This is a genomic window from Pyxidicoccus sp. M15, assembly GCF_056858435.1.
Genome location: NZ_CM166495.1, coordinates 6,972,494 through 6,995,227, shown reverse-complemented (window position 1 = coordinate 6,995,227; position 22,734 = coordinate 6,972,494). Strand labels below are relative to the sequence as shown.

Genomic DNA, 22,734 nt, shown 5'->3' with positions numbered 1-22,734 from the left:
CCGGAGCGGAGGGGAGGGTTGTCAGGGACGCCAATCCCAGGGACTACAAGCGAGAGATGCAGAGACGCGCGAAGACATGCCAGCGCGACTCGTTCGGATTGGCGCGCAGCACGATGTCCTGGACCTGGTCCGTCCTGCCGGACTGATGCTCCATGAGGATTCGTGCTTCGACCATCGTCGTGAAATAGGTCTCGATGAGACTGGGTATCGTGTTGGCGGAGCTGATGCTGCCAACGGCGATGGCCTCCTCGTTGGGGGTGTCCTCCGCGGCGCCTCCGGCGAGCCGGAGCCGGCAGTACCCACCGTTCGCCAACTTCTTGTTCTGTATCATCCCATCCAGATCCTTCTCCTCACCTGCGTCGGGCTCATACAGATAGGCCACCGTCGAGAACCCGGTGAGGTGGTACGTGCCTGGCGGAAGAGTGATGATTCCCGTTGCGAGGTCGAGCTGGATGGCGTTGTCCGGCGAGCGCGCCTCCACGCGGGTGAACAAGCGGGTGTGCATTCCCCCGACCTCCATGTATTTCGTTCCGGGAGAGTCCTCGGCGAAGACCGCGAAAGCGCGGGAGTAGCTCACCGGTTCCGAGGTCCAGAAGTAGCTGTCCCTGACCTTCCCGTCCCTGCCGTCGAGCGTGTACACCTGTTTCTGGTCGTTGCCGCGGCCGCCCGAGAGCCACCGTTGTGCTTTGCCGCCCACCTTGAGGCAGATGGGGTTTCCCCGCTTGACGCTGCCGCTGCCCACGGTGTCGATGTCCTGCATCACGGTCCAGCGGTAGCACTCCTCCTCCGTGCCGCCCTCGCCGTCGCGCGTGGACACCTGGTGCTGGTCATTGCCACGACCGCCTGAGAGCCACCGCTGCTCCTTGCCGCCCACCTTGAGATGGATCGCGTCGCCATAGTTCACGGGCCCGCTGCCCACGGTGTCGCGCCCCTTCATTACCGTCCAGCGGTAGCTCTCCTCCACCGTGCCTCCCTCTCCGTCGAGCGTGTACACCTGGGCTTGCAGATCGCTGCGGCCACCCGAGAGCCACAGAGGCGCTTCGCCGCGCACCTTGTTGAGGTAGAGCGTCTCCCCATAGATGAGTTCATCCGTGGTGGGTATGCACTCCGGCGCGGGCTGGGGCTTCGCCGGGCTGCTCATCACGTTCTCACGACTGGCTTGCTTTGACATGGCACCCTCCTGTGGGTGCACGGGACGATGGCACACGCAACAGCGAGGCTTTACGGAGGATACGAAGCGATACAAAAGGAGCCGACGCGGACGTGCTCGTAAAAGATATGCTCCATCCAGGAGCACCGGCGCCCATGGAGAAGAAGAGTCAGACATCCACGTCGACACCCAGCGTCTTCATCGTGGACGATGACCGGGCGCTCACGGCAATGATTGCCGACTACCTGCGAATGCACGGGTTCAGCGCCGAGAGCGAGGGCAGCGGCGAACGTGCGGTGCCGCGGATCCTCGCCACGCGTCCCGACCTCGTGGTGCTCGATGTGATGCTCCCCGGCAAGGATGGCTTCGCCGTCTGCCGTGAGCTGCGCGGCGCCTATCCGGGCCCGATTCTCATGCTGACCGGGCGTGGCGCCGAGGTGGACGAGGTCGTGGGTCTGGAGAGCGGCGCCGACGACTACCTGCCGAAGCCGGTCCGTCCCCGCGTGCTCCTCGCGCGGCTGCGCGCGCTCCTGCGCCGCACGAGCGCGCCCGCCCAGCCGGAGGGCACGCCCGTTCGCGTCGGCGAGCTCACGGTGGACTCCACGCGGCGAACGGCCTGGCTGCGGGGGAGGGAGCTCGAGCTGACGTCTGGCGAGCTCGACGTGCTCATCCTGCTCGTGGCCCACGCTGGACAGGTCGTGAGCCGGCAGCTCATGTACCAGCGGCTCCGGGGCGTGGAGCAGGACGACATCGATCGCTCCGTGGACCTCAGGGTCTCTCGGCTCCGCCACAAGCTGCGCGAAGCCTCCGGCGAGGCGGATGCCATCAAGACGGTCCGCAGGGTCGGTTACCTCTACACCGTGAGCTGACCCTTGGACAGGCTCTTCCTTCGCGTCTATCTCCACATCTTCGCGGGAGTGCTGCTGGCCGGCCTCGCCGCGAAGGTGTTCGTCATCCCTCGCATCGACGCGCAGCTCGCGCGGAACATCGAAGCCTCCTTGGCGGTGCCTGTCGCGTTGATGGTCGAGATGTTCGAGGAGCGCTACCGCGAGCACCACGACTTCGGGGGGGCCGCCGAGCGAGCGTCGAAGCGCTTCGGGGTGCCCGTCGTCATCATCCCCCGGGCGGACGCACCGCTCGGCGCCGACGCGCTCGGACGCCTCGACGTCGGGGAGGTCGTGCGGTCGGGCCCCGTGTTCGAGTCCGTCCTCCATGCTCGCATCGAGGGGACAGGGCACGTCCTCCGGGTGGGGCCCTTGCCCCTCATGTTCCCGCCTGGTGGCGCGCGCGGCGCCGCGCTCTTCCTCCTCTTCGTCGGAGGGCTCTCGCTCGGCGTCTTCGCGCTCCTGCGCCCCATCCGCCGACAGCTCCTGGACCTCCGGGAAACGGCCGAGGCGCTCGGACGTGGGGAACTCGACGCGCGGGCCGTGGTCGGCTCACGCGACGTCATCGGCGCCCTCTCGACGGCGCTGAACCACATGGGCGAAGACCTCCAGCGCTCGATTGCCATGCGAGAAGAGCTCCTCCACATCACGTCGCATGAGCTCCGGGCACCGACCCAGCGGTTGCACTTCGGCCTCGCGCTCGCGCGTGAAGCGGTCGAGCCCGACGAGCGCGAACACGCGTTCGAGCGGGTGGAGCGCAGTCTCGAGGAGCTCGATCAGCTCATCGATGAGCTGCTCTCCTACGTGCGGTTGAAGGGGCGCCGCGCGCCGGCCGGGGCTGCGGTGGACGTGCGCCCGGTCCTCGCCGCGCTCTGCGAAACCCTCACGATTGTGCCTGGCAGAGCGGCGATCTCCGCCCCCGTGCCCTGCACGGAGCCGCTCGTCGTTCGCGTGGAAGCCAGGCTCGTCGAGCGCGCGACGTCGAACTTGATACTGAACGCCCTTCGGTACGCGAGGTCTCGGGTCCAGGTCAGCCTGACGCGGGAGGTCCGCGCGATTCACATCCACGTCGACGACGATGGGCCGGGGATTCCGCTCGCGGAGCGGGAGCGGATCTTCGAGCCGTTCCACCGCCTCGACGACGAACGTACGGAGGAGAGCCCTGGCTTCGGGCTCGGCCTCGCGATTGTCCGCCGCATCGCGGAGATGCACGGCGGGAGTGTCTCCGCGCTTGGCTCGGAACTCGGCGGCGCACGGTTCACGTTGTCCTTCCCGGTGTGACGTGCCGCCCCTCACGCCTGGAAAGGGGAGGACCGTCAGTACGCGTCGTCGTCGCGGATGCTCCACTGGTCATCGCGGGTCTCCGGCTTGCCAGTGGGCCGGAGGTGCGCGAACGACAGGGTGAGCTCCACCACGAAGTCACGCGGCTGCGGAGGCTTGCCCAGATACACGTAGCGCGTCTTGTTGCTGATGCACGCGTTCAGCATCGCCACCCCCGCGGGCTCCACCCGCCCGCCCGTGCCCTGACCGTCCGCGCCGAACTTCGCGCGCAACTTGTAGCGCCGGGGAGTGTCCTTCTGGCGAAGGATGGCCTCGCGGCCGCAGTACTCGTAGTCCTTCAGGCGCCGCGCCAGCTGCTGGGCGCCCCAGGCCTCGTTCGTCTGGGGCAGTCGCGGGGTGGGCTTCGCCACCACGGTCCGAGGGGCGGGCTCGGGCGCTTCCGGCGGCGGCTTGGGGGGGACCTCTGGCGCGGGCGGAGGAAGAGGGCGTGTCGCCTGTGGCACGGGCACGGAGGCGGGCCGTGGCCGTGGTGCGGGTCTCTCCAGCTCCCCCGGAGCCGCTATCAGGTAGGCCACGAGAATGCCCGCGAAGCACATCATGGCGCCGGCCCCGAGCACGATGAAGAGGACGGCACGGCTCTGCCGCGCGGAAGGAGGGGAGGGCGGGGGCCGAGGCGCGGTGCGCTGCGGCAGCCCGGGAGTCGGCCGCGCAGCGCCGCAATGGCCGCAGACCGGCTCTTCGGCGAGCGGCTTCAGGAAGGGAGCGCCACAGTGGAAGCATCGAGGAGGAGTCGCCACACGCTGACTCTAGTGGTTTGGCTGACAGCTGGGGCGAGTTCGCGCCCCAAGCCTGATGGTAGGCAGGTTGAAGCTAAGGGGTGGAGCGCAGGGGCTGCCAGTTCGAGCCCGCGGCCGGCCAGGAGGGCGGCGTGGTGCAGGGCCTTTCATCGTGGGCCGTGGGCGGAGAACCGCACTGACGATGGCCCGAGGCTTGCTGTTGCATGGCGCATGCACCTGAACCGCACCCTCGCAGTCTCCCTGTTCCTCTGCGCCAGCGCGGTAGCGGCGGACCCGAAGCCGACCCGGGAGTCGAAGCCCGCGGCTGCCGTTACCTCCGCGTGTGCGCATGTACCCCTGTTCCAGCGCTACACCCGGATGGGCATGGTGGACACGCTACCGAAGGGACAGGTGCGCCTGTCGGTGGTGACGGATGCGCACGGTGCGGACTGCGGAACCCCGGATTGCTACTTCACGCGAGTGGAGGCTGTGTTTCACCTGTCCACGAAGGGGAGTGAATGCCGCGTCCGCGAGGTCGAGGTGTCGACAGAGGAGGGCGGCTGCATCCCGGAGGAGCAGCGCTCGCCACCCCTGCGTGAGTCCTTTTTCACGAAGGGCGCCGCGAATCTGGCGGATCCCAGGCTCCAGAAACTTACCCTGCGCACGCGCAAGGGAGACCGTGCGCTCATCATACTTCCGAACAACCTCTTCTACTTCGAGGATGTGAAGGAGGGTGCTCCGCTCCACACGACGCTTCCGGCCGGCGACGTGAGGGAACCCGAGTGCTGCTGGGGTGCGTCCATCGCGGCGTCGCACTTCCTGGAGGAGGGCGCGAAGTAGCCCGTGCTCGCGTGTCCCTGCGCAGCAGTCTCCGGCACGCGTGTACACCCCGATGCTCCGCCTCCAAGAGAGGGAACCTTTCTCTTCGGAGAGCGATCTACCGGTGGTGGGCTTGATGGGGACTGGACGCGGGCAGGCGCAAGGGCGTATCCCTGCCCATGGCGATGAAGGGCGCCCAGTAGTGAGGGTGAGCATGGGTCCGCCTCAGCTCGCGCATCGCCTCTCGCAGCGCCGTGGCCCTGCCCTGTCCAGCCAGAAGGTGGCGGTAATAGGCCTCCATCAGCGCGCGCGTCGTCTCGTCATTCACCTTCCATAGGCTCATCACCACCGTCTCCGCTCCCGCCACGAGGAAAGCCCGGCGTAGCCCATACACGCCCTGGCCGAGCTTGACGTCGCCTCGCCCCGTATCGCATGCCGAAAGCACCACCAACTGGGTGCCCCACAGGTCGAGGCCCGCCAGCTCCAGCGCCGTTACCAGCGCGTTGTCGGGCCCGGAGGCGGGACTGGCCCCAGCGGGCGCCGGGGCGCTCGCCCCTGCCAGCACGAGGCCCGAGCGCAGCAGCGGGTCCGGGGAGGGGAGGGCCAGTGCTTCCTCGCCCAGCGCACCAAAGTGGGCCAAGGCGCGGGAGGCCGGGACCAGTGACGCGTCCTCCAGGAAGAAGCCATGGGTGGCCAGATGCAGGATGCTGGGTGCGGGCAGCTGCAACAGCCGCTGCCGGGTGGCTTCGACGCCCAGGAACAGCTGGGCCTGAGGCAGCAGGCGCTGGATGGCCTCGGCCTCCTGGCGGGTGCCGGGCAGTGGGGTTGGGGCCCACGCTCGTGCCGCCAGGTACTCGCGCAGCGTGGAGAAGAAACGCTCGCCGGGACGCGAGCGCGTGGCCAGCGCGGAGGCCTCCCTCTGGGAGTCGGGGAGTGCCTGGAGGGGGGCGCTGAAGTCCGGGTCAGCGAGGACGACCACCGAGTTGGGAGGGTCGCTCTCCTGGGGACGGGGCAGCAGACTCCTTCCGGAGGGGATGTAGGTGAAGTCGAAGCCGTCCACGAGGAACTGGTGGCCGTCGTGCAGGGCGGCAAAGGGAACCAGGGCCAGCTGGCCATCCGGCGAGAGAAAGAGGCGGCGGGTAGTGCCCAGCAGCGGCAGCAAAGGTTGGAAGGCGAGCTGGTAGAGCGCTTGGGCCGAGGTCTGGAAGGCGGCGTCGCGGTTGGCCAGCGCGTCTCGCAGGCGCGAGGCGGCGGAGTCGATGAACTCGGCGGGGCCCAAATCTCGGAAGCGGATGGTGGCGTCAGGCAACAGCACCAGCGCCAGGTAGCGCAGTTGGCTGGGGCGGTGGGACTCGGGCGCGCCGGGCTTGAGCACCAGCGGCCGGTCCACGTAGGTGATGAGCTCGACGAACGCAGCGTCCCTGGGCAGAGCCGCAGCGACAAGGTCGATAATCTCCGCGACAGACGGCAGTGCAGTCAGCGTGCGCAGCGGTGCGGAGCGCCTGGCCAGGTCGGCTTCGAGGGTGGCGGACTGCTCGGAGAGTGCTTCGAGACGTTGCCGGTACGCTGTCGAAGGGAGCGAGCCGGGGCCATGGAGTGACAGTTGGGCCAGCTGGGTGCGCAGCCCCCTCAGTCGCTCGAAGGCATCTCTATCCTGCGCGCCCAGGCTTCGGTAGACGGTCCGAGAGATATCGGCGCTCTCCTCGACGGAACGGCCTTTGAGGAGGAGTGCGGCGGCGAGGGCCAAGCGTCTGACGCGAGCGTCGTCGGGGTGGGCGCGCAGCAGCGAATAGATCCGCTCCTCGTCGGCGCGCAGGAGTCGGAGAAAGCGGGCCAATCGTGCCTCGGAGAAGCCGAGCGCCTCCTGGCGTAGGCGTTGCTCGGAAACGGTGAAGGCGCGGGAGAACAGCGGCAGGGCCTGGGCGAGGCGATGCTGGGCCATCCTGAGTGAGGCGAGGTTGTGGAGCGACTCGGCGACGCTGGGGTGGTTCTTTCCAAGGGCTGCTTCCCGAATGGCGAGGGCGCGCACGTAGAGCGGCTCGGCCCGGCCGTACGTTCCCTGCGCGACGTAGAGGTAGGCAAGGTTGTTGAGCGGCTCGGCGACACTGGGATGGTTCTTGCCAACGGCTGCTTCCGCTATGGAGAGCGCGCGCATATAGAGCGGCTCGGCCCGGCTGTACAACTCTTGCTCCATGTAGAGGACGGCGAGATTGTTGAGCAGAGCGGCGAGGTCGGGGTGGTGCTTTCCAAGCGCCGAGTCCTGAATGGAGAGGGCGCGCACGTAGAGCGGCTCGGCCCGGCCGTACAACCCTTGCTCCATGTAGAGGCCGGCGAGGTTGTGGAGCGACTCGGCGACGCTAGGGTGGTTCTTTCCAAGGGCTGCTTCCCGAATGGCGAGGGCGCGCTCGTGGAGTGGCCCCGCCCGGCCGTACGACCCCTGGTCCCAATAGAGGGTGGCGAGGTTGTTGAGCGACTCGGCGACGTCTGGGTGGTTCATGCCGAGAGCCGCTTCCCGAATGGCGAGTCCGCGTTGAAGCAGTAGCTCGGCTCGGTCAAAGTTTCCCTGAAGCCGGTGTAACTCACCAAGCAGGTTCAAGAGCCGGTGCAACTCACCGATCAGGTCCAGACACTGGTCGACTCCTGGATGCGTGCCTTCGAGCACAGCCTCCACCAGCGTCAGCGCATGTTCGCCCTGCATTACAGCCTCGGCGTACTTGCCCGCTTCGTAGCGCGTTACCGCCTCGGCATAGGCCGTCTGCGCCTCCAGCAGCCACGCATCCGGTTGCTGCTCCCCGGACGCCGCTCTGGCTGCAAAGCACAGCGCCACCACGGCCATCCACCCGAGAACCTGCCGCATGTCTTCCCCTTGGACCCAAACAGCAGCCATTGAACGTTCAACGCCATCTCCCCCAAGAGTCGGCGACTCGGGAAAACATGCAGAAACTTCCCTTTGCGGTACACGTCAGCACCTGGCGCAAGTGGAGTTGACTCACCGCGCCGACCGTTTTCGTCTCACCTCCGCTCGGCGTGGCCCATTCGTCGGTGGCGACTCGGAACCCGAGCCTGCGCAGGCCGAAGTCGACGGGACGGCGCGGGGCGCCTTCCTGCTCGGCAGAAGCGCGTGATACACCGGATGCAGCCCACAGCGCGGGGGGGCACACCCGGGGCTCGCCGCGCTTCCCAGCCTCCGCCGGGAACCCGATGCAAGGACCCACCCCATGAAGCTCCTGAATACGCTCGCTGCCGCGCTCACGCTGACGCTGCTGTTGCCCGCCGTTCGTGGCGAGGCCTCCAACTACCCGCCGGACTACGTCGTCTGCAATGTCTACGACACGCAGACGACGGGGCCCTTCGAGGTCATCCGCCACACGACGAAGCTCCCGGGCCGCTACGCCACGCTGACGGTCGCCTACCGGGGGTATCTGCGCGGCAGGTACCCGGACAACCAGATCAGCATCTTCGTCAAGCTCAACGGCCAATACGCCGTGCTGCCGGCGCTCTCGGGCACGAACAACGACGCGTACATCCTCCTGAACGCGGGGCCCCGCGCCTGCTTCATGTGCACCAACTACACGAACGCGCCGGGCTGCAGTGCGAGCAACTACGGCCAGTGGGTATGCTCGTGGCCCACTGCCACGGAGAGCCACGTGTTCCTGTATGGGTGGAACGAGCTCTACCACCAGAATGTCTGGGACATCGAAGTGGCTGCGACGGCCAACGGCGAGTGGGACAGCAACTACGGCAGCAACTTCTACGCGCAGCTCCCCGCGCGCTCGAGCTGCTGGTAGCCCGCGCGCAGGGAGGTCCTCATGGCGTCTGGGCGCTGGGTGACTCCGCCCGCGCCTGCCCCGTCATCGAGGCCATGTCCGACCGCTGGAAGGTGAGCTCCACCCGCTGGTTCAGCTTGAGTGGGGTGGGCTCGTCCAGCGCCACCTTGACCAGCAGCACCCGCGTGTCCACCGGGCGCCCGGGGTCCTGGGGCTTGAGGCGTCGAGTCACCACCGCGTCGGGAATGTCCTCGACCTTCCCTTTCCAGGACCTGTCGTCGAAGCCCTCCGCGGAGACCTCCACCGGGGAGCCCAGCTCCACCCGACCCACGTCGAACTCGTCGACCTCGGCCTCCACGCGGACCCGGGAGAGGTCCGCGATGGTCAGCAGCTGCGTGCCCTCGGCGACAGTCTCTCCTGGCTGCGCCATCCGGGAGATGACCACCCCGTCGATGGGGGCCAGGATGCTCGCCTTGGCCACGACGCTCTCCAGCGCCCGTCTCCGGGAGTGGGCCAGCTCCAGGCGTGCCATCTCCACGTCGCGATCCCTACGGGCGATATCGAGCGTTTGTGCCGAGGTCACGTCGGACGCTCGCAGGTGCTCGTGCCGCTCCAGGTCACTCTCCGCGTGCCGGAGCCGGGCGCGTGCCTCGGCGACCTGCGCGCGCGCCTCGGACAGCGCGGCGCGCTGCTCGGCGGTGGCGAGGACCACGAGCACCTGTCCCTTCTTGACCCGGCTCTTCTCTTCCACCCGGAGCTCGGAGATGGTCCCCGCCAGCTCCGTGCCGACGGTGACCATCGCACCGGGGTAGGCCACCACCTGCCCCTCGGCGCGGATGCTGCCCGTCTGCTCCTTTGCCACGGGAGGTGCCGCGGGGGTGGCTTCGACGGGTTGCTGCGTTTGCAGCAGGAACACCACGACAGCCCCCACGCCCACCGCCGGCAGCAGTCCTCGCTTCAACAGACTCGACGTCTTCATATGCGTTCCTCAATTGGCCAGCAGGCCATCGGCAATCCGGATGACACGGTCCGCGACGGAGCGGACCTTCGGGTCATGCGTCACGATGAGCAGGGTTCGGTCCTCCTTCTTGGCCAGGTCATGGAAGATGCGCAGGACCTGGCCTCCCACCTCGGAATCGAGGTTGGCGGTCGGCTCGTCGGCCAGGATGATGGGAGGATGTCCTGACAGGGCGCGTGCCAGCGCCACGCGCTGCTTCTGTCCGCCCGACAGGTCTCTTGGCAGGAAGCGCATCCTGTCCTCCAGCCCCACCGCGCGGAGCACGCGCTCCGCCTCCTGACGTGCCTTCGGCCCTCGCTCGCCCTTGATGTTGAGGGCGAACTCCACGTTCTCCAGCGCGGTCAGCGCGGGGAACAGGTTGTATTGCTGGAAGACGAACCCGATGGAGCGCTTGCGCACCTCCGGCAGCCGCTGGGGTCGCCGCGAGTCGACCTTCGTCCCGGCGACGGTGAGCTCCCCGCCGGACGGCGTCAGGATGCAACCGAGAATGGACAGGAGCGTGGTCTTCCCCGAGCCGGAGGGCCCCTCCAGCACCACGATCTCCCCCCGCTGGAGGGTGAGGCTGATGCCCCGGAGCACGCTCACCGTCTCGCGCCCCTCCTGGAAGGTCTTGATGATGTTCTGCGCTTGAAGGACGGACATGGTGTTCACGCTCCTATCCCCGGAAGACCAGGGCCGGGTCGATGGTGGCCACCTTGCGGAAGGAGAGCATCGCGGACGCGAGGCACAGGACGACCGTTCCCACGAAGGTCAGACCGATGAGCAGCGGAGTGATTTCCAGCTGGAGTCCCAGGCTCGCCACCAACGGGCGCAGGGCGAGGGAGGGAATGGCGCCGAGTACGAAGCCCACCACCGAGGAGATGAGGGCCTGCCTGGCCAGGATGCCGTAGATATGGGCGTTGCTGCCGCCGATGGCCTTGACGGTGCCGAACTCCTTGAGGTGCTCCATCGTGGACGTGTAGAGCGTCTGCGCGACGACGACGACTCCCACCAGGCAGCCCAGGAAGATCGTCAGGCCCATGTTGAAGCCCAGGCCGGTGCTGATCACCCAGTAGTCACGTGAGCGGGTGACCCAGTCGTCGCTCGTGTAGACGTCGTTGTAGGGCAGCCGCCGCTGGAGCTCGGCGCGGACCTGCTCCGAATCCGCACCGGGCGCCAGCTTGATCAAGATGTACATCGTCTGGTTGCTGATGTTCGCGCGCAGGATGCGCTGGGCCAGTCGGTAGTCCATGAACGACAGGGGCGTGGTGGTGAAGGAGCGCGCCTCGGTGGTGCGCCCGATGACCTTCAGCCGGTTGCCCATGAACTCGCGGTGGTCCCCGACGGCAAAGGGACCGAAGCGCTTCGCCGCCGACTCGTCGATGAAGACATAGTTGCCGCGCCGCAGGTCCTCCGTGTGCCCTTCGAGCACCAGCCAGGGGAAGCTCCACGCCGCGAAGTCCTCCATCGCGTAGACGATTGTTCCCTCCTCCGCGCCATTGGGGAGATTGACGTTCATGTAGGCCACGATGAGGTTGTCGGCGCGGGCCACTCCGGGCGTGGAGCGCACGCGCTCGACGCGGGACTCCGGGAAGGCGTGCGCGAAGTCCACGTTGGGCGTGTTCCTGGAGGTCACCCAGAGGTCCGCGCCCAGCCGCTCGATGGTGATGGTGGCGTTCTTCATCAGTCCCAGGAACAGCCCGACCTGGACGAAGACGAGTGCCACCGAGAACGCCACTCCCGACACGGTGATCAGGAACCTCAACTTGTCATGCAGCAGGTTCTTCCGGGCCAGATCCACCATTTGCAGACTCCCGCGGGCTTGATGCGTCATCTCCCGCCTAGGGATGGAAGGGAGGTGGGGAGATGTGACGTGCCGCTGACGCGGGGGGGCGCCATCAGGCCGCCCGGTCACGAAGCAGCCAGCCTCACGACGCCCGGCGCGAGAGCCCTCCTGCTGGCAATGAGGCTCACACGTCCGGAGTGCCGCCTCCGTCCCACTGCAACTCCACATCGAAGGGACAGCCGTGCACTCTCGAGTCCTCCATCTCGTCGGCGACGGGTTCTCGGGCTTCGCCCGCGAGAACCCGGACGTCATCACCCTCACCGAGCTCGAGCGCCTGCTCGAAGGCGAAGGACTCCAGGAGGAGCTGACCCTCGTCGCGGGGCAGGGCCTCCAGCGCGAGCGGCTGCGGCGTATCCAGCAGCTCGTAGCGCAGCCGAGGTCGCGGTCTCGGCTCCACCTCCAGCCGCTCCCCGAGCCAGCCGATCCCCGCCTCATCCACAAGCAGGTGGCGCACAACGTGATGATCTCCACGCCGGAGCAGGTGAGCGACAGCCTCTACAGGGCCAGCCTGGTGGTGGACGACCGGTGCGCGGAGATGAGCGACCACACCACGGGCCAACACCTCCAGGGGATGGTGATGTTGGAGGCGGCCCGCCAGATGGGCCTGGCGGTGATGGAGCAGTACTTCCTCCCGCGCCAGTCAGGGCGCACCGCCTCGTTCGTGATCAACCAGCTCGCGATCTCCTATCTCCTGTTCGCCTTTCCGGTGAAGACGGACATCGAGTGTCGAATCCTCTGGAAGGGCCGGCGCCGCCTGTCCTCGAACGAGGTCTGCCTCTCCATGTCCCAGGGCGGTGAGCGCGTCCTGGAGGGCACCGCGAAGTTCGCCACGTACGACGCCTCCCTGCTCAAGCCGTTCGAGGCGGCGAAGGCGCGGGAGCTGCTCATGAAGCTCTCGTCTCCAGGACGGGTGTCGTCACATCCCCGCTGACCGCCTTCCTCCCTTCAACGAACCGCCCTGAGTGGCAAGGGTGAACAAGGAGCCAGCATGCCGGCCAGCCTCGACGAATCCAGAGTGGATGTCTGCATCGTGGGAGGAGGGCCCGCCGGAGCGATGCTCGCGCTGCGCCTCGCCCAGGAGGGCCTCCGGGTGACCCTGCTCGAGCGGTCCACCTCCTACCGGCGAGAGTTCCGGGGCGAGACGCTGATCGCCGGCGCCGTGCAGTGTCTGGACGAGGTTGGCGTCCTGCCCCGGCTTCGGGCTCACGGCTATCTGGAGTTCCAGAAGCTGGAGTTCTTCGATGAGGGGCGGCGGGTGCTCCAGGTGGACTTCCGGCGCGGCCGCCGCCAGCACAGGTACCCCATCAACCTTCCCCAGCAGGTCGTGCTGGAGACACTCGTCGACGAGGCCCGGCGGCACCCCCATTTCGAGTGCCAGATGGGCGCCCAGGTCATCGAGTTGCTGGAAGAGGGCGGCGAGGTGCGCGGCGTGGTCTGGCGCCGGGGAGGAGAGCGGCATGAGCTGCGTGCCTCGCTGGTGGTCGGCGCGGACGGGCGCTTCTCGGTGGTGCGCCAGCTGTCGGGGTTGCCGTTCGAGAAGGTGCCGCTCCCGCGAGACTTCGTCTGGTTCAAGATGCGCCTGCCCGAGGACTGGGAGCCCGCCCTGCGCTTCTACCTCCATGGGTCTCGGCACCTGGCCTTCGCGCCCTCGTTTCCCGACCACCTCCAAGTGGGCACCAACATCCCCAAGGGCAGCCTCACCCTGCTGCGGCAACAGGGCATCGAGTGCTTCAAGCAGTCGGTGGTGGAGCTGGAGCCCCGACTGGCCGGCCACATCGACCAGTATGTGAAGAGCTGGGCGGACACCTCCTTCCTGGAGATCTTCCTCACCCGGATGCCCCAGTGGTCGCGCGACGGGCTGGTGCTCATCGGTGACGCGGCCCACACCATGTCTCCGGCCCAGGGGCAGGGCACCAACCTGGCGCTCATGGATGCCAGGGCGCTCTCGCTGACCGTGGCGCGATACCTGAGGGAGCACCCGGGGAAGGGGGTGCCTCGCAGCGCGCTCCGGGGCTTCGAGGCGGAGCGGCAGGAGCACGTGAGGCTGTCACAGCGCTTCCAGGCGCAGCACGAGCGCATGCTCACGATTCACAGCGCTCCGGGCGTGTTGCTGCGGCGCAACTTGATGCGCCTGCGGCAATGGCTGCCGGGCGGGGCGAAGAAGATGGAGCGAATCACCTACTTCAACCTGGCGGACACGGCGGCTCTCGCTGCTTGAAAGGAATTGAACCATGAACCGGGCACTGGGTGCTTCGGAGCTCATCCTCTGGCTTCAATCCCAGAGAGTCCCCATCAATGTCATCTACTGCGGGTCCATCACCGGTCCCGTGGCAATCCCGCGACTGCGTGAGGCCCTGGACTTCGTGCAGCGGCGTCACCCCCTCCTGGCGGCGAGGATTCAGGTCGTCGAGGGGCAGCCCCGGTTCCTCTCGGGCGACGTCCCCGCCATTCCGCTGCGGGTGGTCCAGCGGCGAGGCGACGAGGACTGGCTCCAGGAAGCCGAGGCGGAGCTCACCCGTCCCTTCGACCAGGCCCGGGGCCCCCTCCTGCGGGCCGTGCTGCTCTCGGGGGGAAAGGAGCACGAGCTGCTGCTCTGCTTCGACCACTGCATCGGTGATGGCATGTCGGCGGCCTTCCTGCTGCGAGACCTCCTGCGCGAGCTCGAGCAGCCGGGCCGTGGGCAGCTCCTGCCGGAGCCCGCCGCGTGCGAGGAGCTGGTGCCCGCCGGAACCCGTGCGCCTCCACCCGGTCCACCCCCGCCTCCGCTCTCCGGGCCTCCCCGGCCGGAGCTGCGAAGCCTCCAGGGGACGCGTCTCCCGCCGCCTTCCGAGGGAAGGAAGAACCGCCTGTTGCAGGCCCGGCTCTCCGCGGAGGACTCGGCGCGGCTGCTCGAGGTGAGCCGGAGGCAGCGGACCAGTGTCCACGGGGCGCTCTCCGCCGCGTACCTCCTGGCGCTGGCCACGGAGCTGGACGCCTCGGAAGACATCCTGCTGGCGAACATGTCTCCGGTGAACCTGCGCGACCGCCTGAGCCCTCCTGGAGGCGAGGCCTTCGCCGCCTACTTCAGCCGCCAGCTCACCTTCCACCCGCTTCGGGCCCGGAGCGACTTCTGGGAGCTGGCCCGTGGTGTGAGGGACCAGCTCCACGCCGCCACGGAGGGAGAGGGAGTCTTCAACAACCTCCTCCGGGTGCAGGGCCTCCTCGCCCAGAATCCGGACCCGCTGGCGATTCAGTCCTTCATGCGAGCGGCGAGCAGCTCCGAGCTGACCGTCACCAACCTGGGGCGGCTCGACCTGGGCGAGCACTTCGGCCCGCTGACCCTGCGCGCGGGGTACCTGACGGTCTCGGGACTGGCGCCGCTCATCGTGGGGGTGGTGACCACCGGCGGCCAGGTGAATCTGTGCGCCCGCTTCCTGGAGGCCCTCATTCCCTCCGGGCCCGCCGAGAGAATCCACCGCGAAGCATGCACCCGGTTGCAGGCGGCGATGGCCGCCTGATCGCACGCCCAATCCCCCGAGGAGCAATACACGTGTATGTCTTTTTCGACGTGGACGGGACCCTGCTGTCCTGCAAGAGCATGGTTCGCTTCCAGGACTTCTACCTGCGCAGGAACGGTCCCTGGCCCAGAGGATTGGGGTGGGTGAGGAGCGGGCTCTTCTACGTGCCGTTCGCCTTCTGGCAGGTGACGCGGAAGGACCGTGTCTTCATGAACCGGGCCTACTACCGCACCTTCCGGGGGAGGGTGCCGGAGGTCGTCCGGAGGCAGGCCGCGGCGTGGTTCGAGTACGAGAAGCAGCGGCGGCCGGACCTGTGGATCTCCTCCACCCTCCGTGCGCTGGAGGAGCACAGGGCCCGAGGGCTCCAGCCCGTGCTCGTCTCCGGCTCGATGGTGGAGATCCTCGAGCCCATCGCACGGGAGCTGGGGGTGGCGCACTGCCTGGCCACGCGCCTGGTGGTCCAGGACGGATGCTACACGGGAGAGATACAGGGGCCGCAGATGCTCGGGCCGGGCAAGGCCGACGCCATCCGAGCGTTCCTGGCGACTCGCGGCGGTAGCGCCGCGGAGTGCTTCGCCTACGGAGATCACATCTCAGACGTTCCGATGCTCGAAGCCGTGGGCCATCCGGTAGCGGTGGGGGAGGACCCGGAGCTCACCGGGTACGCCCGCCAGCGGCGCTGGGAGCTCCTCGCGGCGTGACTCCGTCACATCCGCGCGCTCCTCGTTCCATCCCATCGCAGCGTCAATTCCTTCCCAGACAGCAGGGCCCCCATGGAAAAGATCGACCCCATCCAGCAGCAGGCGATGAGCGCCAACGACAACTCACGGCTCGAGGAGCTCATGCAGTTCCTCAAGCAGGACGTCTTGATCAACCGGCTCGAGCTGGAGTGCGACGGTGCGGACGACATCGACGTGGACCTGTCCCTGTTCGACCCGCAGGGCCTCGGGCTGGACTCGGTCGAGGCGCTCGAGATCATGGCCGCGCTGGAGGGCACCTACAAGGTCTCCTTCCAGGGCGTGCCCGAGGAGGCGGTCCGCCAGGGCTTCCACTCCGTGCGCTCCCTGGCGACCTTCACGGAGGCGTTGCTCTCCTCCGCGTCCCCGCCCCTCGCGAAGAGCGCCTGAGCCATGCTGCTCGACAACAAGCACGTCCTCATCACCGGAATCACACGCGGTATCGGCCGCGCCATCGCCGAGCGCTTCGCAGCGCACGGCGCCCGCGTCGCCGGGGTCTACAATTCCAGCGACGCGAAGGCACGCGAGGTCGCCCAGGCGCTGGAGGAGCAGGGGTGCCTGCTCAAGCTCTACAAGGGCGACGTCGCCGAGGACGGGTTCGCCACCGCCACCGTGGACGACCTGGTGGCGTCCTTCGGCCGCATCGACGTGCTGGTCAACAACGCGGGCATCACGCGTGACGGCTTCGCCATGCGGCTCACCGATGCGCAGTGGCAGGAGGTGCTCGACACGAACTTCGGCGGCACCTTCAACTTCACGCACGCGGCCCTGCCGCACTTCCTGGCCCGGGGGCAGGGCAATGTCATCAACATCGTCTCCGTCACGGGCGTCATCGGGCGCGAGGCGCAGGTCAACTACGGCACGGCCAAGGGCGCCATCACCGGCCTGACGCGGCTGCTCGCGCGCCAGTACGCCCCACGGGGACTCCGCTTCAACCTCATCGCGCCGGGGATGATCGACACCGACATGCTGGCGCACGTCCCCGCGGACAAGGTGGAGAACTTCGTCAAGCACACCGCGATACAGCGGGTGGGGACGAGCACGGAAGTCGCCAACGTGGCCGTGTTCCTCGCCTCCGAGCTCTCCAGCTACCTGACCTCCAGCGCGGTGCGTGTGGACGGCGGCTTCCTGAGGTAACCCATGGCACGCATCGTCGTCACCCACGCCCATCTGTCGTTGAACGAGCGCATCGCTCGCCACCTCCTCTCCCGGGCCCACACCCTGGCCCTCCTCTTCCCGACGCCCGAGGCAAGGGAAGAGGGCCTGGCGCGGCTGGCGGAGCGCGGCGAGCGCGTGAAGGGCTTCGTGCTGCCTTCTGCCTCCACCGAGTCCATCCAGGCCCGGTTCGAGGAGTGTGTGGGCAGTCTCGGCGGCCTGGATGCCCTGGTTCATGGACACGAGATGATTGACGAGCCCGGGCTCCTGGAGGCGGCGCCGCTCGGCCTGCGCGAGCGCGTCACCCGGGAGCTCCAGCGAATCTTCGTCACGACCCGCTCGGCCATCCCCCACCTGCTCCGTACGGGGGGCGGGAGCATCGTGTTCCCGCTCGTCTTCGACAATCTCCACTACGCGGGCTACCCGACCTCACCCGTGTTGGATCACGCGAAGCTGTCGATGATGAAGTGCCTGTCGCGTGAGCTGACAGCCTTCCGCTTGCAGGTGAATGCGCTGACGCTCGGCTACCACGACCCCGGCTTCGCGCCCGGCGAGAAGAAGGCCCGGCGCGAGCGGCTCTCCATCTACGGACTCAGGCCCCCGCTGGTGGCGATGGAGGAACTGCTGACCGCGCTCGACCTGCTCATCGCCTCTCCCTGCTCTCACATCGGTGGCCAGAACCTCCAGGTGGGGTTCGGTATCGAGACAACCCTCTGACGAGGTCGAACCATGCCGACGCCTCCCGCGCCGCACCTGCTCCTCCGGCAGGCTCCTCCCTTCCTGTTCATCGATAGGGTGTTGGAGCTCCAGGCGGGGCGCATCACCTGTCTGAAGAACGTTTCCTATGGTGAGCCCTATCTCCAGGGCCACTTCCCGGGGGACCCCATCGTGCCCGGCGTGTTGCTCGTCGAGATGTGCGCGCAGGCCTGCCAGGTGCTCGCGCAGCACGAGGAGGGCAGCCAGGAGCCGAGGACGGGCTACCTCGCCCGGGTCTCCGAGTTCACCTTCCACCGTCCCGCGCGCCCCGGTGACTCGCTCCTCATCCACGTGGAGCTGGAGGGCAAGGCGGGCAGCTACCAGACGGCGAAGGCGGAGGTGCGGCTGCAGGGGACGCAGCTGAGGGTCTGCCGGGGAAGACTCGTCGTCTCTCTTCCATCCCAAGCGTGACAACGGCGCTCTCACCACTCCTTCAAGGGAGCCCCAGGAGGAACATGTCCCGACGTAATGACGCAGTGGTGGTGACTGGTATTGGAATCGTCTGTGGACTCGGGAGCGGCAAGGCCCGCGTCCTCGCCGGGATGGCGGAGGGCCGCTCCGGTATCGAGAAGCTCCGCTCCTTCGAGGCCACCGGGTTGCGCTCGGACATCGCCGCGGAGGTCAGGGACTTCGAGCCCTCGCGGTACTTCCAGGAGGGTGAGGCCGAGCAGTACGACCGGTGCGCTCAGCTCGCAATCGCCGCGGCCACCGAGGCCCTGGAGGAGAGCGGCCTTCCCCGCGGCGAGCGAGCGCGAGCGGGAATCGGCGTCGCGCTCGGCACGTGCAATGGAGGCCTCCTCAGTCTGGAGCAGCAGCGGACGTTGGAGCCGGACGCACTCGACCCGCAGCGGCTGGCGCGCTTCCCGTTCTACGTCCAGGCCGAGGCGGTGGCGGGCCACTTCCAGCTCGGCGGGCCCGTCGTCACGTTGAACACGGCCTGTGCCGCCAGCGGCAACGCGATGGGCCTCGCGGTGGACCTGATTCGCAAGGGCTACGCGCGGGCGATGCTGGCGGGCGGCGCCGATGCCATGTCGATGCTGGTGTACGCCGGCTTCAACGCGTTGCAGGCGCTCAATCCCGAGCCGTGCTCGCCCTACAGCGTCGACCACGGGCTGACGCTCGGCGAGGCGGGCGGCTTTCTCGTGCTCGAGACGGAAGAGAGCGCGCGGGCGCGCGGTGCGCACGTCTACGCGGAGCTCCGCGGCTATGGCCTCAGCAATGACGCCTACCATCCCACCGCGCCGGACCCGGAGGGGAGGGGAATGGCCTTCGCCCTGGGGCTGGGTCTGCGACAGGCCGGAGTGGAACCCGAGCAGATCGGCTACGTGAACACGCATGGCACCGGCACCAGGGCCAACGATGCCGCCGAGCTGCGCGGGCTGAGAGCCGCCCTGGGCGAGCACTTCACGCGCACGCCGCTCAGCTCGACCAAGCCCTACTTCGGTCACACGCTCGGAGCCGCCGCGGTGGTCGAGTACATCTCCACGCTCCTGCCGCTGCAGGAGGACCTTCTCCCGGCGACACTCCATTTCAAGGCCTTCCGCGAGGGGTGCGAGGGCACGCGGCTGGTGGCCAACCAGCGGCAGCCGGGGAGACCCGACTGGTTCCTGTGCAACAACGCCGCCTTCGGTGGGCACAACGTGTCCCTGGTGTCGCGCAACCCCAGGGCCGGGCGGGCCCCGCGTCCCGTCCCCCCGCCCGCTCGCCGGGTGGCGCTGGTGGGCACCGGGCTGGTGGGCCCCGCGGGCGTGACGCGCGGCGCGGTGCTGGCGCGGCTGCTCGGCGCGCCGGCTTCCGGCAGGAGCGACTTCTCGCTCAAGGACTTCGCCCCGCACCTCTACGAGCGGCGCATGAACCGCCTCGCGCAGATGGCGATTGGCGCCGCACACCAGGCGCTCGAGGACGGCGGGCTCCCGTTGCCCGGGACGGGCGACGTGCACGACATCGGCCTCATCTTCGGCACGGCCCATGGCAGCCTGGAGAGCGCGGAGAAGTACATCGGCCCCATCTTCGCGGGAGGCCTGACGCAGGCGAGCAGCGTCCATTTCCCGGACATGGTGCTCAACTCGATTGCGGGTCGGCTCGCCGAGAAGCTCCACTTGAAGGGCTACTCCAGCTCGCTGAGCACGGGCGGGCACGATGGGCTGGTGGCCGCGCTGTACGGCTATGAGACGGTCCGCGACGGCATCCAGCCCCACTGCCTCGTGGGCGCCGGTGACGAACACTCCCGGCTGGTGTCGACCGTTCAGCGAGCCCAGGGCCTGCGGACGAGTGAGCACCCGCTGTCGGAGGGCGCGCTCTTCCTGCTGCTGGCGGACCTGGAAGAGGCCCGGGCGCGGGGAGTGCCCATTCGCGCCGAGCTGCTCGGCTTCGGGCTCGCGAACGGAGACCCGGGGGACGCAATCGAGATTGCGCTGTCGATGGCGGGAGTGCGTGCGGAGGCGCTCGAGCTGGCGCTGGTGACGACACCCGGGCGCCCCGGCGAGCAGGCCGCGTGCGAGGAGGTGCTCCGCTCCCGGGGAATGTCGGACCGGGCGCAGGTGCGCTCCTTCGACGCGCACTTCGGGTACGCGACGTCGGTCAGCGCGCTGCTGCACCTGCAGCTCGCCGCGGAGCTGGTCGGCTCCGGGCTCCCGGTGCTCGACGGTGTCCCCACCTGCCACCGGGCGCTCGTGCTGGCGCGTACGGTCCACGGAGGCCATGCCGCCGCTGTTGTCGGCCGGGCCCCCGAGGTCACAGCATGAGCCCGCGCGTCGGATGCGACCTGGTGGCGTTGCACCGCCTGGAGCGGCTGCTCGCGGACGAGGACTCCGCCCGGCGCGTCTTCCACCCCGTGGAGCTCGCCGAGTGTGAGGGCAGGAAGGACCGCCTCGCCGCCCTCGGAGGGCGGCTCGCGGCGAAGGAGGCCATGGTGAAGGCGCTGGGTACGGGGCTCATCACCGGCGGCGTCTTCCCGCGCGATGTCTGGGTTACGCGTGAGCCCCAGGGGCCCCCGCGGCTCGAATACGCCCCGCATGTGCGCGAGGTGCTCGCGAAGCTCGGCTGCTCACGCGGTGAGGTGTCGATCAGTCACGACGGAGACTATGCGATGGCCACCGTCCTCCTCTTCTGAAGAGGTGGGCGCGCCGTCGGGAGAATCACCATGACGGAAGAGCATCATGACGCAATCGTGGTTGGCGCGGGCCTGGGGGGCCTCGTCGCCGCGGTGATGCTGGCGAAGGCACACAAGCGGGTGCTGTTGCTCGAGCACCACACGGTACCGGGGGGGTATGCCCACGAGTTCCGCCGGGGCAAGTACCGCTTCGACGTCGCGCTCCACGCGCTCGATGGGGCCGCGCCCGGTGGCTGGTCCTACGAGGCCATGCGGCAGACGGGCGTGCTCGAGCGCCTCACGCTGCGGCGGCTGGAGCCCTTCTACGTCGCTCGCTTTCCGGGCCGGGAAGTCCTCGCCCACGCGGACCTCCACGCCTACGAGAGCGAGCTGGTGCGCCACTTCCCGGCCGAGGCCGGCGGCATCCGTGCCCTGTTCGATGCCATGCTCCGGGTGGCCTTCCAGACCCGGCGGCTCCTCCTGGATGTGCGGGAGGAGCGCGTGCCACGGGAGCTGCTGCCGGTGCGCTTCCCGGAGGCCTTGTCGGCGATGCGGCGGAGCTGGGGGGACTTCGCGCGCGAGTACATCCAGTCCGAGGAGCTGCTGGCCGTGCTCGGCACCCTGTGGGGCTACTACGGTCAGCCGCCCTCGCGGCTCAACGCGGCGACCTTCATCCTCCCGTGGGTGTCCTACCACCTGTACGGCGCGTTCTATCCGGTCGGCGGGGCGATGGCGCTCTCCCGCGCCCTCGAGGCCATCTTCAAGGAGCACGGCGGCCAGGTGCGCTACCGGCAGACCGTCGAGCGCATCCTGGTTCAGGACGGGCGCGCGGTGGGCGTGGAGACGCGCTCGGGGCTGAGAGCGACGGCGGACGTGGTGGTCTCGAACAGCAGCGCGCCCATGACGCTGCTGAAGCTGGTGGGCGCCGAGCACCTGCCGTCGAGTGTCGTGGACAGGCTGGGCCGGATGACGAACTCCCTCTCCAGCCTCGTCGTCTACCTCGGCCTGAAGCGGGACGTGCGGGAGCTGGGGTGGAACGCGCACCACGAGTTGTTCCTGAGCGAGGGGTACGACCCCGAGGCGGACTACGAGGCGGCGCTGCGGGGGGACTGGGGCCGTGCGCAGCTGTCGATGACCCACTACTCGGGGGTGGACAGCCCCGCGCCGCCGGGATGCAGCGTGTTCAACCTGTTCGCCCTGGCTCCCGCGGACTACCAGAACCACTGGGGCACGGGCGGGACACGGGACGGCTACCAGCAGCTTCCGGAGTACCGGAGGCTGAAGGACGAGGCCGCCGAAGTCCTGCTCTCGCGCGCCGAGCGGCTGTTGCCCGGGCTGCGTGAGAGCATCGTCTACCAGGAGGTTGGCACGCCGCTGACGAACGCGCGCTACAGCCTCAACCCGGGCGGTGCCATCTACGGGTTCGAGCAGTCCATGGAGCAGTCGTACGGGGGGCGTCCCTCGCTGCACTCGTGCATCGAGAACCTGTTCCTCACGGGGGCGTGGACGACGTTCGGTGGAGGGATGAGCGCGGCCATGTACTCGGGCGCCGAGACCGCACGGCTCGCGCTGGCGCAACTGGAGCGCAAGCCCGCCGTCATGATGCAGTGGGGTGGATGGCCGAGGCGGCAGCGTGCACGGAAGACGGGCACCGGCGATTCCGAGCGATGAACGAGCCCCTCGGAATGCAATCACAAATATCTCGACTGCCTCTCTGACTCTCATGAATCCGAAAGGAATCGAGAGTCATCATGACCGATGTCAGAGGCCCCAGAATCTGTGCGCGCAGCTTCTTCCGACAACTCAGTGAGCATGGCTACAGCTCGACGCAAATCATCAGCGTCGTCTCCGAGCTGATCGAGCTCGTCTCCAGCTCCATGCGGGACAAGAGGGTGGTGACAGAAGCCGCCGTGGCCGCCACCAATGACTCTCACACCTCCGACGAGACTTCCGTCTCCGCGCACCGCTGAGTGAGGAG

22 protein-coding genes are annotated in these 22,734 nt (G+C 68.3%); 16 read left to right on the top strand and 6 right to left on the bottom strand.

Features of this window, described 5'->3' with window-relative positions; all coding sequences use genetic code 11:
* Positions 1–43: 43 nt before the first annotated feature.
* On the bottom strand, positions 44–1,171 hold the full coding sequence (locus tag ACX9TP_RS25820) for a hypothetical protein (protein WP_482973272.1): 1,128 nt from the start codon (positions 1,169–1,171) through the stop codon (positions 44–46).
* A gap of 134 nt (positions 1,172–1,305) precedes the next feature.
* Between ACX9TP_RS25820 and ACX9TP_RS25815 the strand changes: the two genes are divergently transcribed.
* Both ACX9TP_RS25815 and ACX9TP_RS25810 read left to right on the top strand, forming a co-directional pair.
* On the top strand, positions 1,306–2,019 hold the full coding sequence (locus tag ACX9TP_RS25815; protein ID WP_482973271.1) for a response regulator: 714 nt from the start codon (positions 1,306–1,308) through the stop codon (positions 2,017–2,019).
* Positions 2,020–2,022: 3 nt separating this feature from the next.
* Positions 2,023–3,315, top strand: coding sequence for an ATP-binding protein (locus tag ACX9TP_RS25810; RefSeq protein WP_482973270.1), 1,293 nt, complete (start codon positions 2,023–2,025; stop codon positions 3,313–3,315).
* 35 nt (positions 3,316–3,350) lie between these two features.
* On the opposite strand, the gene ACX9TP_RS25805 is transcribed toward ACX9TP_RS25810, so the two are convergent.
* Positions 3,351–3,728 (bottom strand): hypothetical protein, encoded by a 378-nt coding sequence (locus tag ACX9TP_RS25805; protein ID WP_482973269.1) that lies wholly within the window; start codon positions 3,726–3,728, stop codon positions 3,351–3,353.
* Positions 3,729–4,322: 594 nt separating this feature from the next.
* Between ACX9TP_RS25805 and ACX9TP_RS25800 the strand changes: the two genes are divergently transcribed.
* Positions 4,323–4,931 carry a hypothetical protein gene (locus ACX9TP_RS25800; protein ID WP_482973268.1) on the top strand — a complete coding sequence of 203 codons (609 nt, stop codon included), beginning with the start codon at positions 4,323–4,325 and terminating at the stop codon, positions 4,929–4,931.
* Positions 4,932–5,028: 97 nt separating this feature from the next.
* On the opposite strand, the gene ACX9TP_RS25795 is transcribed toward ACX9TP_RS25800, so the two are convergent.
* On the bottom strand, positions 5,029–7,767 hold the full coding sequence (locus ACX9TP_RS25795) for a CHAT domain-containing tetratricopeptide repeat protein (RefSeq protein ID WP_482973267.1): 2,739 nt from the start codon (positions 7,765–7,767) through the stop codon (positions 5,029–5,031).
* A 361-nt stretch (positions 7,768–8,128) separates the two neighbouring features.
* On the opposite strand from ACX9TP_RS25795, the gene ACX9TP_RS25790 reads away from it, so the two are divergent.
* Positions 8,129–8,698, top strand: coding sequence for a hypothetical protein (locus ACX9TP_RS25790; protein WP_482973266.1), 570 nt, complete (start codon positions 8,129–8,131; stop codon positions 8,696–8,698).
* A 19-nt stretch (positions 8,699–8,717) separates the two neighbouring features.
* Here the strand turns inward: ACX9TP_RS25790 and ACX9TP_RS25785 are convergent, their stop codons facing one another.
* Genes ACX9TP_RS25785 through ACX9TP_RS25775 form a run of 3 tightly spaced genes read right to left on the bottom strand, consistent with a single transcriptional unit; the run spans position 8,718 to position 11,478 of the window.
* A complete protein-coding gene (locus ACX9TP_RS25785) occupies positions 8,718–9,656 on the bottom strand; it encodes an efflux RND transporter periplasmic adaptor subunit (protein WP_482973265.1) in 939 nt (312 codons plus the stop codon).
* Positions 9,657–9,665: 9 nt separating this feature from the next.
* A complete protein-coding gene (locus ACX9TP_RS25780) occupies positions 9,666–10,337 on the bottom strand; it encodes an ABC transporter ATP-binding protein (protein WP_482973264.1) in 672 nt (223 codons plus the stop codon).
* 13 nt (positions 10,338–10,350) lie between these two features.
* Positions 10,351–11,478: an ABC transporter permease gene (locus tag ACX9TP_RS25775; RefSeq protein ID WP_482973263.1), complete on the bottom strand. Its 1,128-nt coding sequence runs from the start codon at positions 11,476–11,478 to the stop codon at positions 10,351–10,353.
* A gap of 223 nt (positions 11,479–11,701) precedes the next feature.
* Here ACX9TP_RS25775 and ACX9TP_RS25770 point away from each other — a divergent pair, with 223 nt between their 5' ends.
* The 12 genes from ACX9TP_RS25770 to ACX9TP_RS25715 all read left to right on the top strand — a co-directional run bounded on the left by ACX9TP_RS25770 (position 11,702) and on the right by ACX9TP_RS25715 (position 22,726).
* Positions 11,702–12,451, top strand: a complete 750-nt coding sequence (locus ACX9TP_RS25770; RefSeq protein ID WP_482973262.1) for an AfsA-related hotdog domain-containing protein — start codon at positions 11,702–11,704, stop codon at positions 12,449–12,451.
* A gap of 123 nt (positions 12,452–12,574) precedes the next feature.
* Positions 12,575–13,738 carry an FAD-dependent monooxygenase gene (locus ACX9TP_RS25765; RefSeq protein ID WP_482973261.1) on the top strand — a complete coding sequence of 388 codons (1,164 nt, stop codon included), beginning with the start codon at positions 12,575–12,577 and terminating at the stop codon, positions 13,736–13,738.
* 13 nt (positions 13,739–13,751) lie between these two features.
* Positions 13,752–15,017: a phthiocerol/phthiodiolone dimycocerosyl transferase family protein gene (locus ACX9TP_RS25760; protein WP_482973260.1), complete on the top strand. Its 1,266-nt coding sequence runs from the start codon at positions 13,752–13,754 to the stop codon at positions 15,015–15,017.
* Between the two features lie 32 nt (positions 15,018–15,049).
* Positions 15,050–15,718 (top strand): HAD family hydrolase, encoded by a 669-nt coding sequence (locus tag ACX9TP_RS25755; RefSeq protein WP_482973259.1) that lies wholly within the window; start codon positions 15,050–15,052, stop codon positions 15,716–15,718.
* A gap of 72 nt (positions 15,719–15,790) precedes the next feature.
* Positions 15,791–16,144 (top strand): acyl carrier protein, encoded by a 354-nt coding sequence (locus ACX9TP_RS25750; RefSeq protein ID WP_482973258.1) that lies wholly within the window; start codon positions 15,791–15,793, stop codon positions 16,142–16,144.
* Positions 16,145–16,147: 3 nt separating this feature from the next.
* On the top strand, positions 16,148–16,891 hold the full coding sequence (locus ACX9TP_RS25745) for an SDR family NAD(P)-dependent oxidoreductase (RefSeq protein ID WP_482973257.1): 744 nt from the start codon (positions 16,148–16,150) through the stop codon (positions 16,889–16,891).
* A 3-nt stretch (positions 16,892–16,894) separates the two neighbouring features.
* On the top strand, positions 16,895–17,626 hold the full coding sequence (locus ACX9TP_RS25740; RefSeq protein ID WP_482973256.1) for an SDR family NAD(P)-dependent oxidoreductase: 732 nt from the start codon (positions 16,895–16,897) through the stop codon (positions 17,624–17,626).
* Positions 17,627–17,638: 12 nt separating this feature from the next.
* Positions 17,639–18,076 (top strand): 3-hydroxyacyl-ACP dehydratase FabZ family protein, encoded by a 438-nt coding sequence (locus ACX9TP_RS25735; RefSeq protein WP_482973255.1) that lies wholly within the window; start codon positions 17,639–17,641, stop codon positions 18,074–18,076.
* A gap of 44 nt (positions 18,077–18,120) precedes the next feature.
* A complete protein-coding gene (locus ACX9TP_RS25730; RefSeq protein ID WP_482973254.1) occupies positions 18,121–20,409 on the top strand; it encodes a beta-ketoacyl synthase N-terminal-like domain-containing protein in 2,289 nt (762 codons plus the stop codon).
* Entirely contained in the window at positions 20,406–20,777 is a 372-nt protein-coding gene (gene acpS, locus ACX9TP_RS25725) for a holo-ACP synthase (RefSeq protein WP_482973253.1), read from the top strand. Before ACX9TP_RS25730 ends, acpS begins: the two co-directional genes overlap by 4 nt.
* A 30-nt stretch (positions 20,778–20,807) precedes the next feature.
* On the top strand, positions 20,808–22,427 hold the full coding sequence (locus tag ACX9TP_RS25720; RefSeq protein WP_482973252.1) for a phytoene desaturase family protein: 1,620 nt from the start codon (positions 20,808–20,810) through the stop codon (positions 22,425–22,427).
* Between the two features lie 80 nt (positions 22,428–22,507).
* Entirely contained in the window at positions 22,508–22,726 is a 219-nt protein-coding gene (locus ACX9TP_RS25715; protein ID WP_482973251.1) for a hypothetical protein, read from the top strand.
* Positions 22,727–22,734 lie beyond the last annotated feature (8 nt).

Bases quoted from the DNA above. Each gene is read 5' to 3' on its own strand.
- ACX9TP_RS25820 (WP_482973272.1), bottom strand. From the start codon at position 1,171: ATGTCAAAGCAAGCCAGTCGTGAGAACGTGATGAGCAGCCCGGCGAAG.
- ACX9TP_RS25815 (WP_482973271.1), top strand. From the start codon at position 1,306: ATGGAGAAGAAGAGTCAGACATCCACGTCGACACCCAGCGTCTTCATC.
- ACX9TP_RS25800 (WP_482973268.1), top strand. From the start codon at position 4,323: ATGCACCTGAACCGCACCCTCGCAGTCTCCCTGTTCCTCTGCGCCAGC.
- ACX9TP_RS25795 (WP_482973267.1), bottom strand. From the start codon at position 7,767: ATGCGGCAGGTTCTCGGGTGGATGGCCGTGGTGGCGCTGTGCTTTGCA.
- ACX9TP_RS25790 (WP_482973266.1), top strand. From the start codon at position 8,129: ATGAAGCTCCTGAATACGCTCGCTGCCGCGCTCACGCTGACGCTGCTG.
- ACX9TP_RS25785 (WP_482973265.1), bottom strand. From the start codon at position 9,656: ATGAAGACGTCGAGTCTGTTGAAGCGAGGACTGCTGCCGGCGGTGGGC.
- ACX9TP_RS25780 (WP_482973264.1), bottom strand. From the start codon at position 10,337: ATGTCCGTCCTTCAAGCGCAGAACATCATCAAGACCTTCCAGGAGGGG.
- ACX9TP_RS25775 (WP_482973263.1), bottom strand. From the start codon at position 11,478: ATGGTGGATCTGGCCCGGAAGAACCTGCTGCATGACAAGTTGAGGTTC.
- ACX9TP_RS25765 (WP_482973261.1), top strand. From the start codon at position 12,575: ATGCTCGCGCTGCGCCTCGCCCAGGAGGGCCTCCGGGTGACCCTGCTC.
- ACX9TP_RS25760 (WP_482973260.1), top strand. From the start codon at position 13,752: ATGAACCGGGCACTGGGTGCTTCGGAGCTCATCCTCTGGCTTCAATCC.
- ACX9TP_RS25750 (WP_482973258.1), top strand. From the start codon at position 15,791: ATGGAAAAGATCGACCCCATCCAGCAGCAGGCGATGAGCGCCAACGAC.
- ACX9TP_RS25745 (WP_482973257.1), top strand. From the start codon at position 16,148: ATGCTGCTCGACAACAAGCACGTCCTCATCACCGGAATCACACGCGGT.
- ACX9TP_RS25740 (WP_482973256.1), top strand. From the start codon at position 16,895: ATGGCACGCATCGTCGTCACCCACGCCCATCTGTCGTTGAACGAGCGC.
- ACX9TP_RS25735 (WP_482973255.1), top strand. From the start codon at position 17,639: ATGCCGACGCCTCCCGCGCCGCACCTGCTCCTCCGGCAGGCTCCTCCC.
- ACX9TP_RS25730 (WP_482973254.1), top strand. From the start codon at position 18,121: ATGTCCCGACGTAATGACGCAGTGGTGGTGACTGGTATTGGAATCGTC.
- acpS (WP_482973253.1), top strand. From the start codon at position 20,406: ATGAGCCCGCGCGTCGGATGCGACCTGGTGGCGTTGCACCGCCTGGAG.
- ACX9TP_RS25720 (WP_482973252.1), top strand. From the start codon at position 20,808: ATGACGGAAGAGCATCATGACGCAATCGTGGTTGGCGCGGGCCTGGGG.
- ACX9TP_RS25715 (WP_482973251.1), top strand. From the start codon at position 22,508: ATGACCGATGTCAGAGGCCCCAGAATCTGTGCGCGCAGCTTCTTCCGA.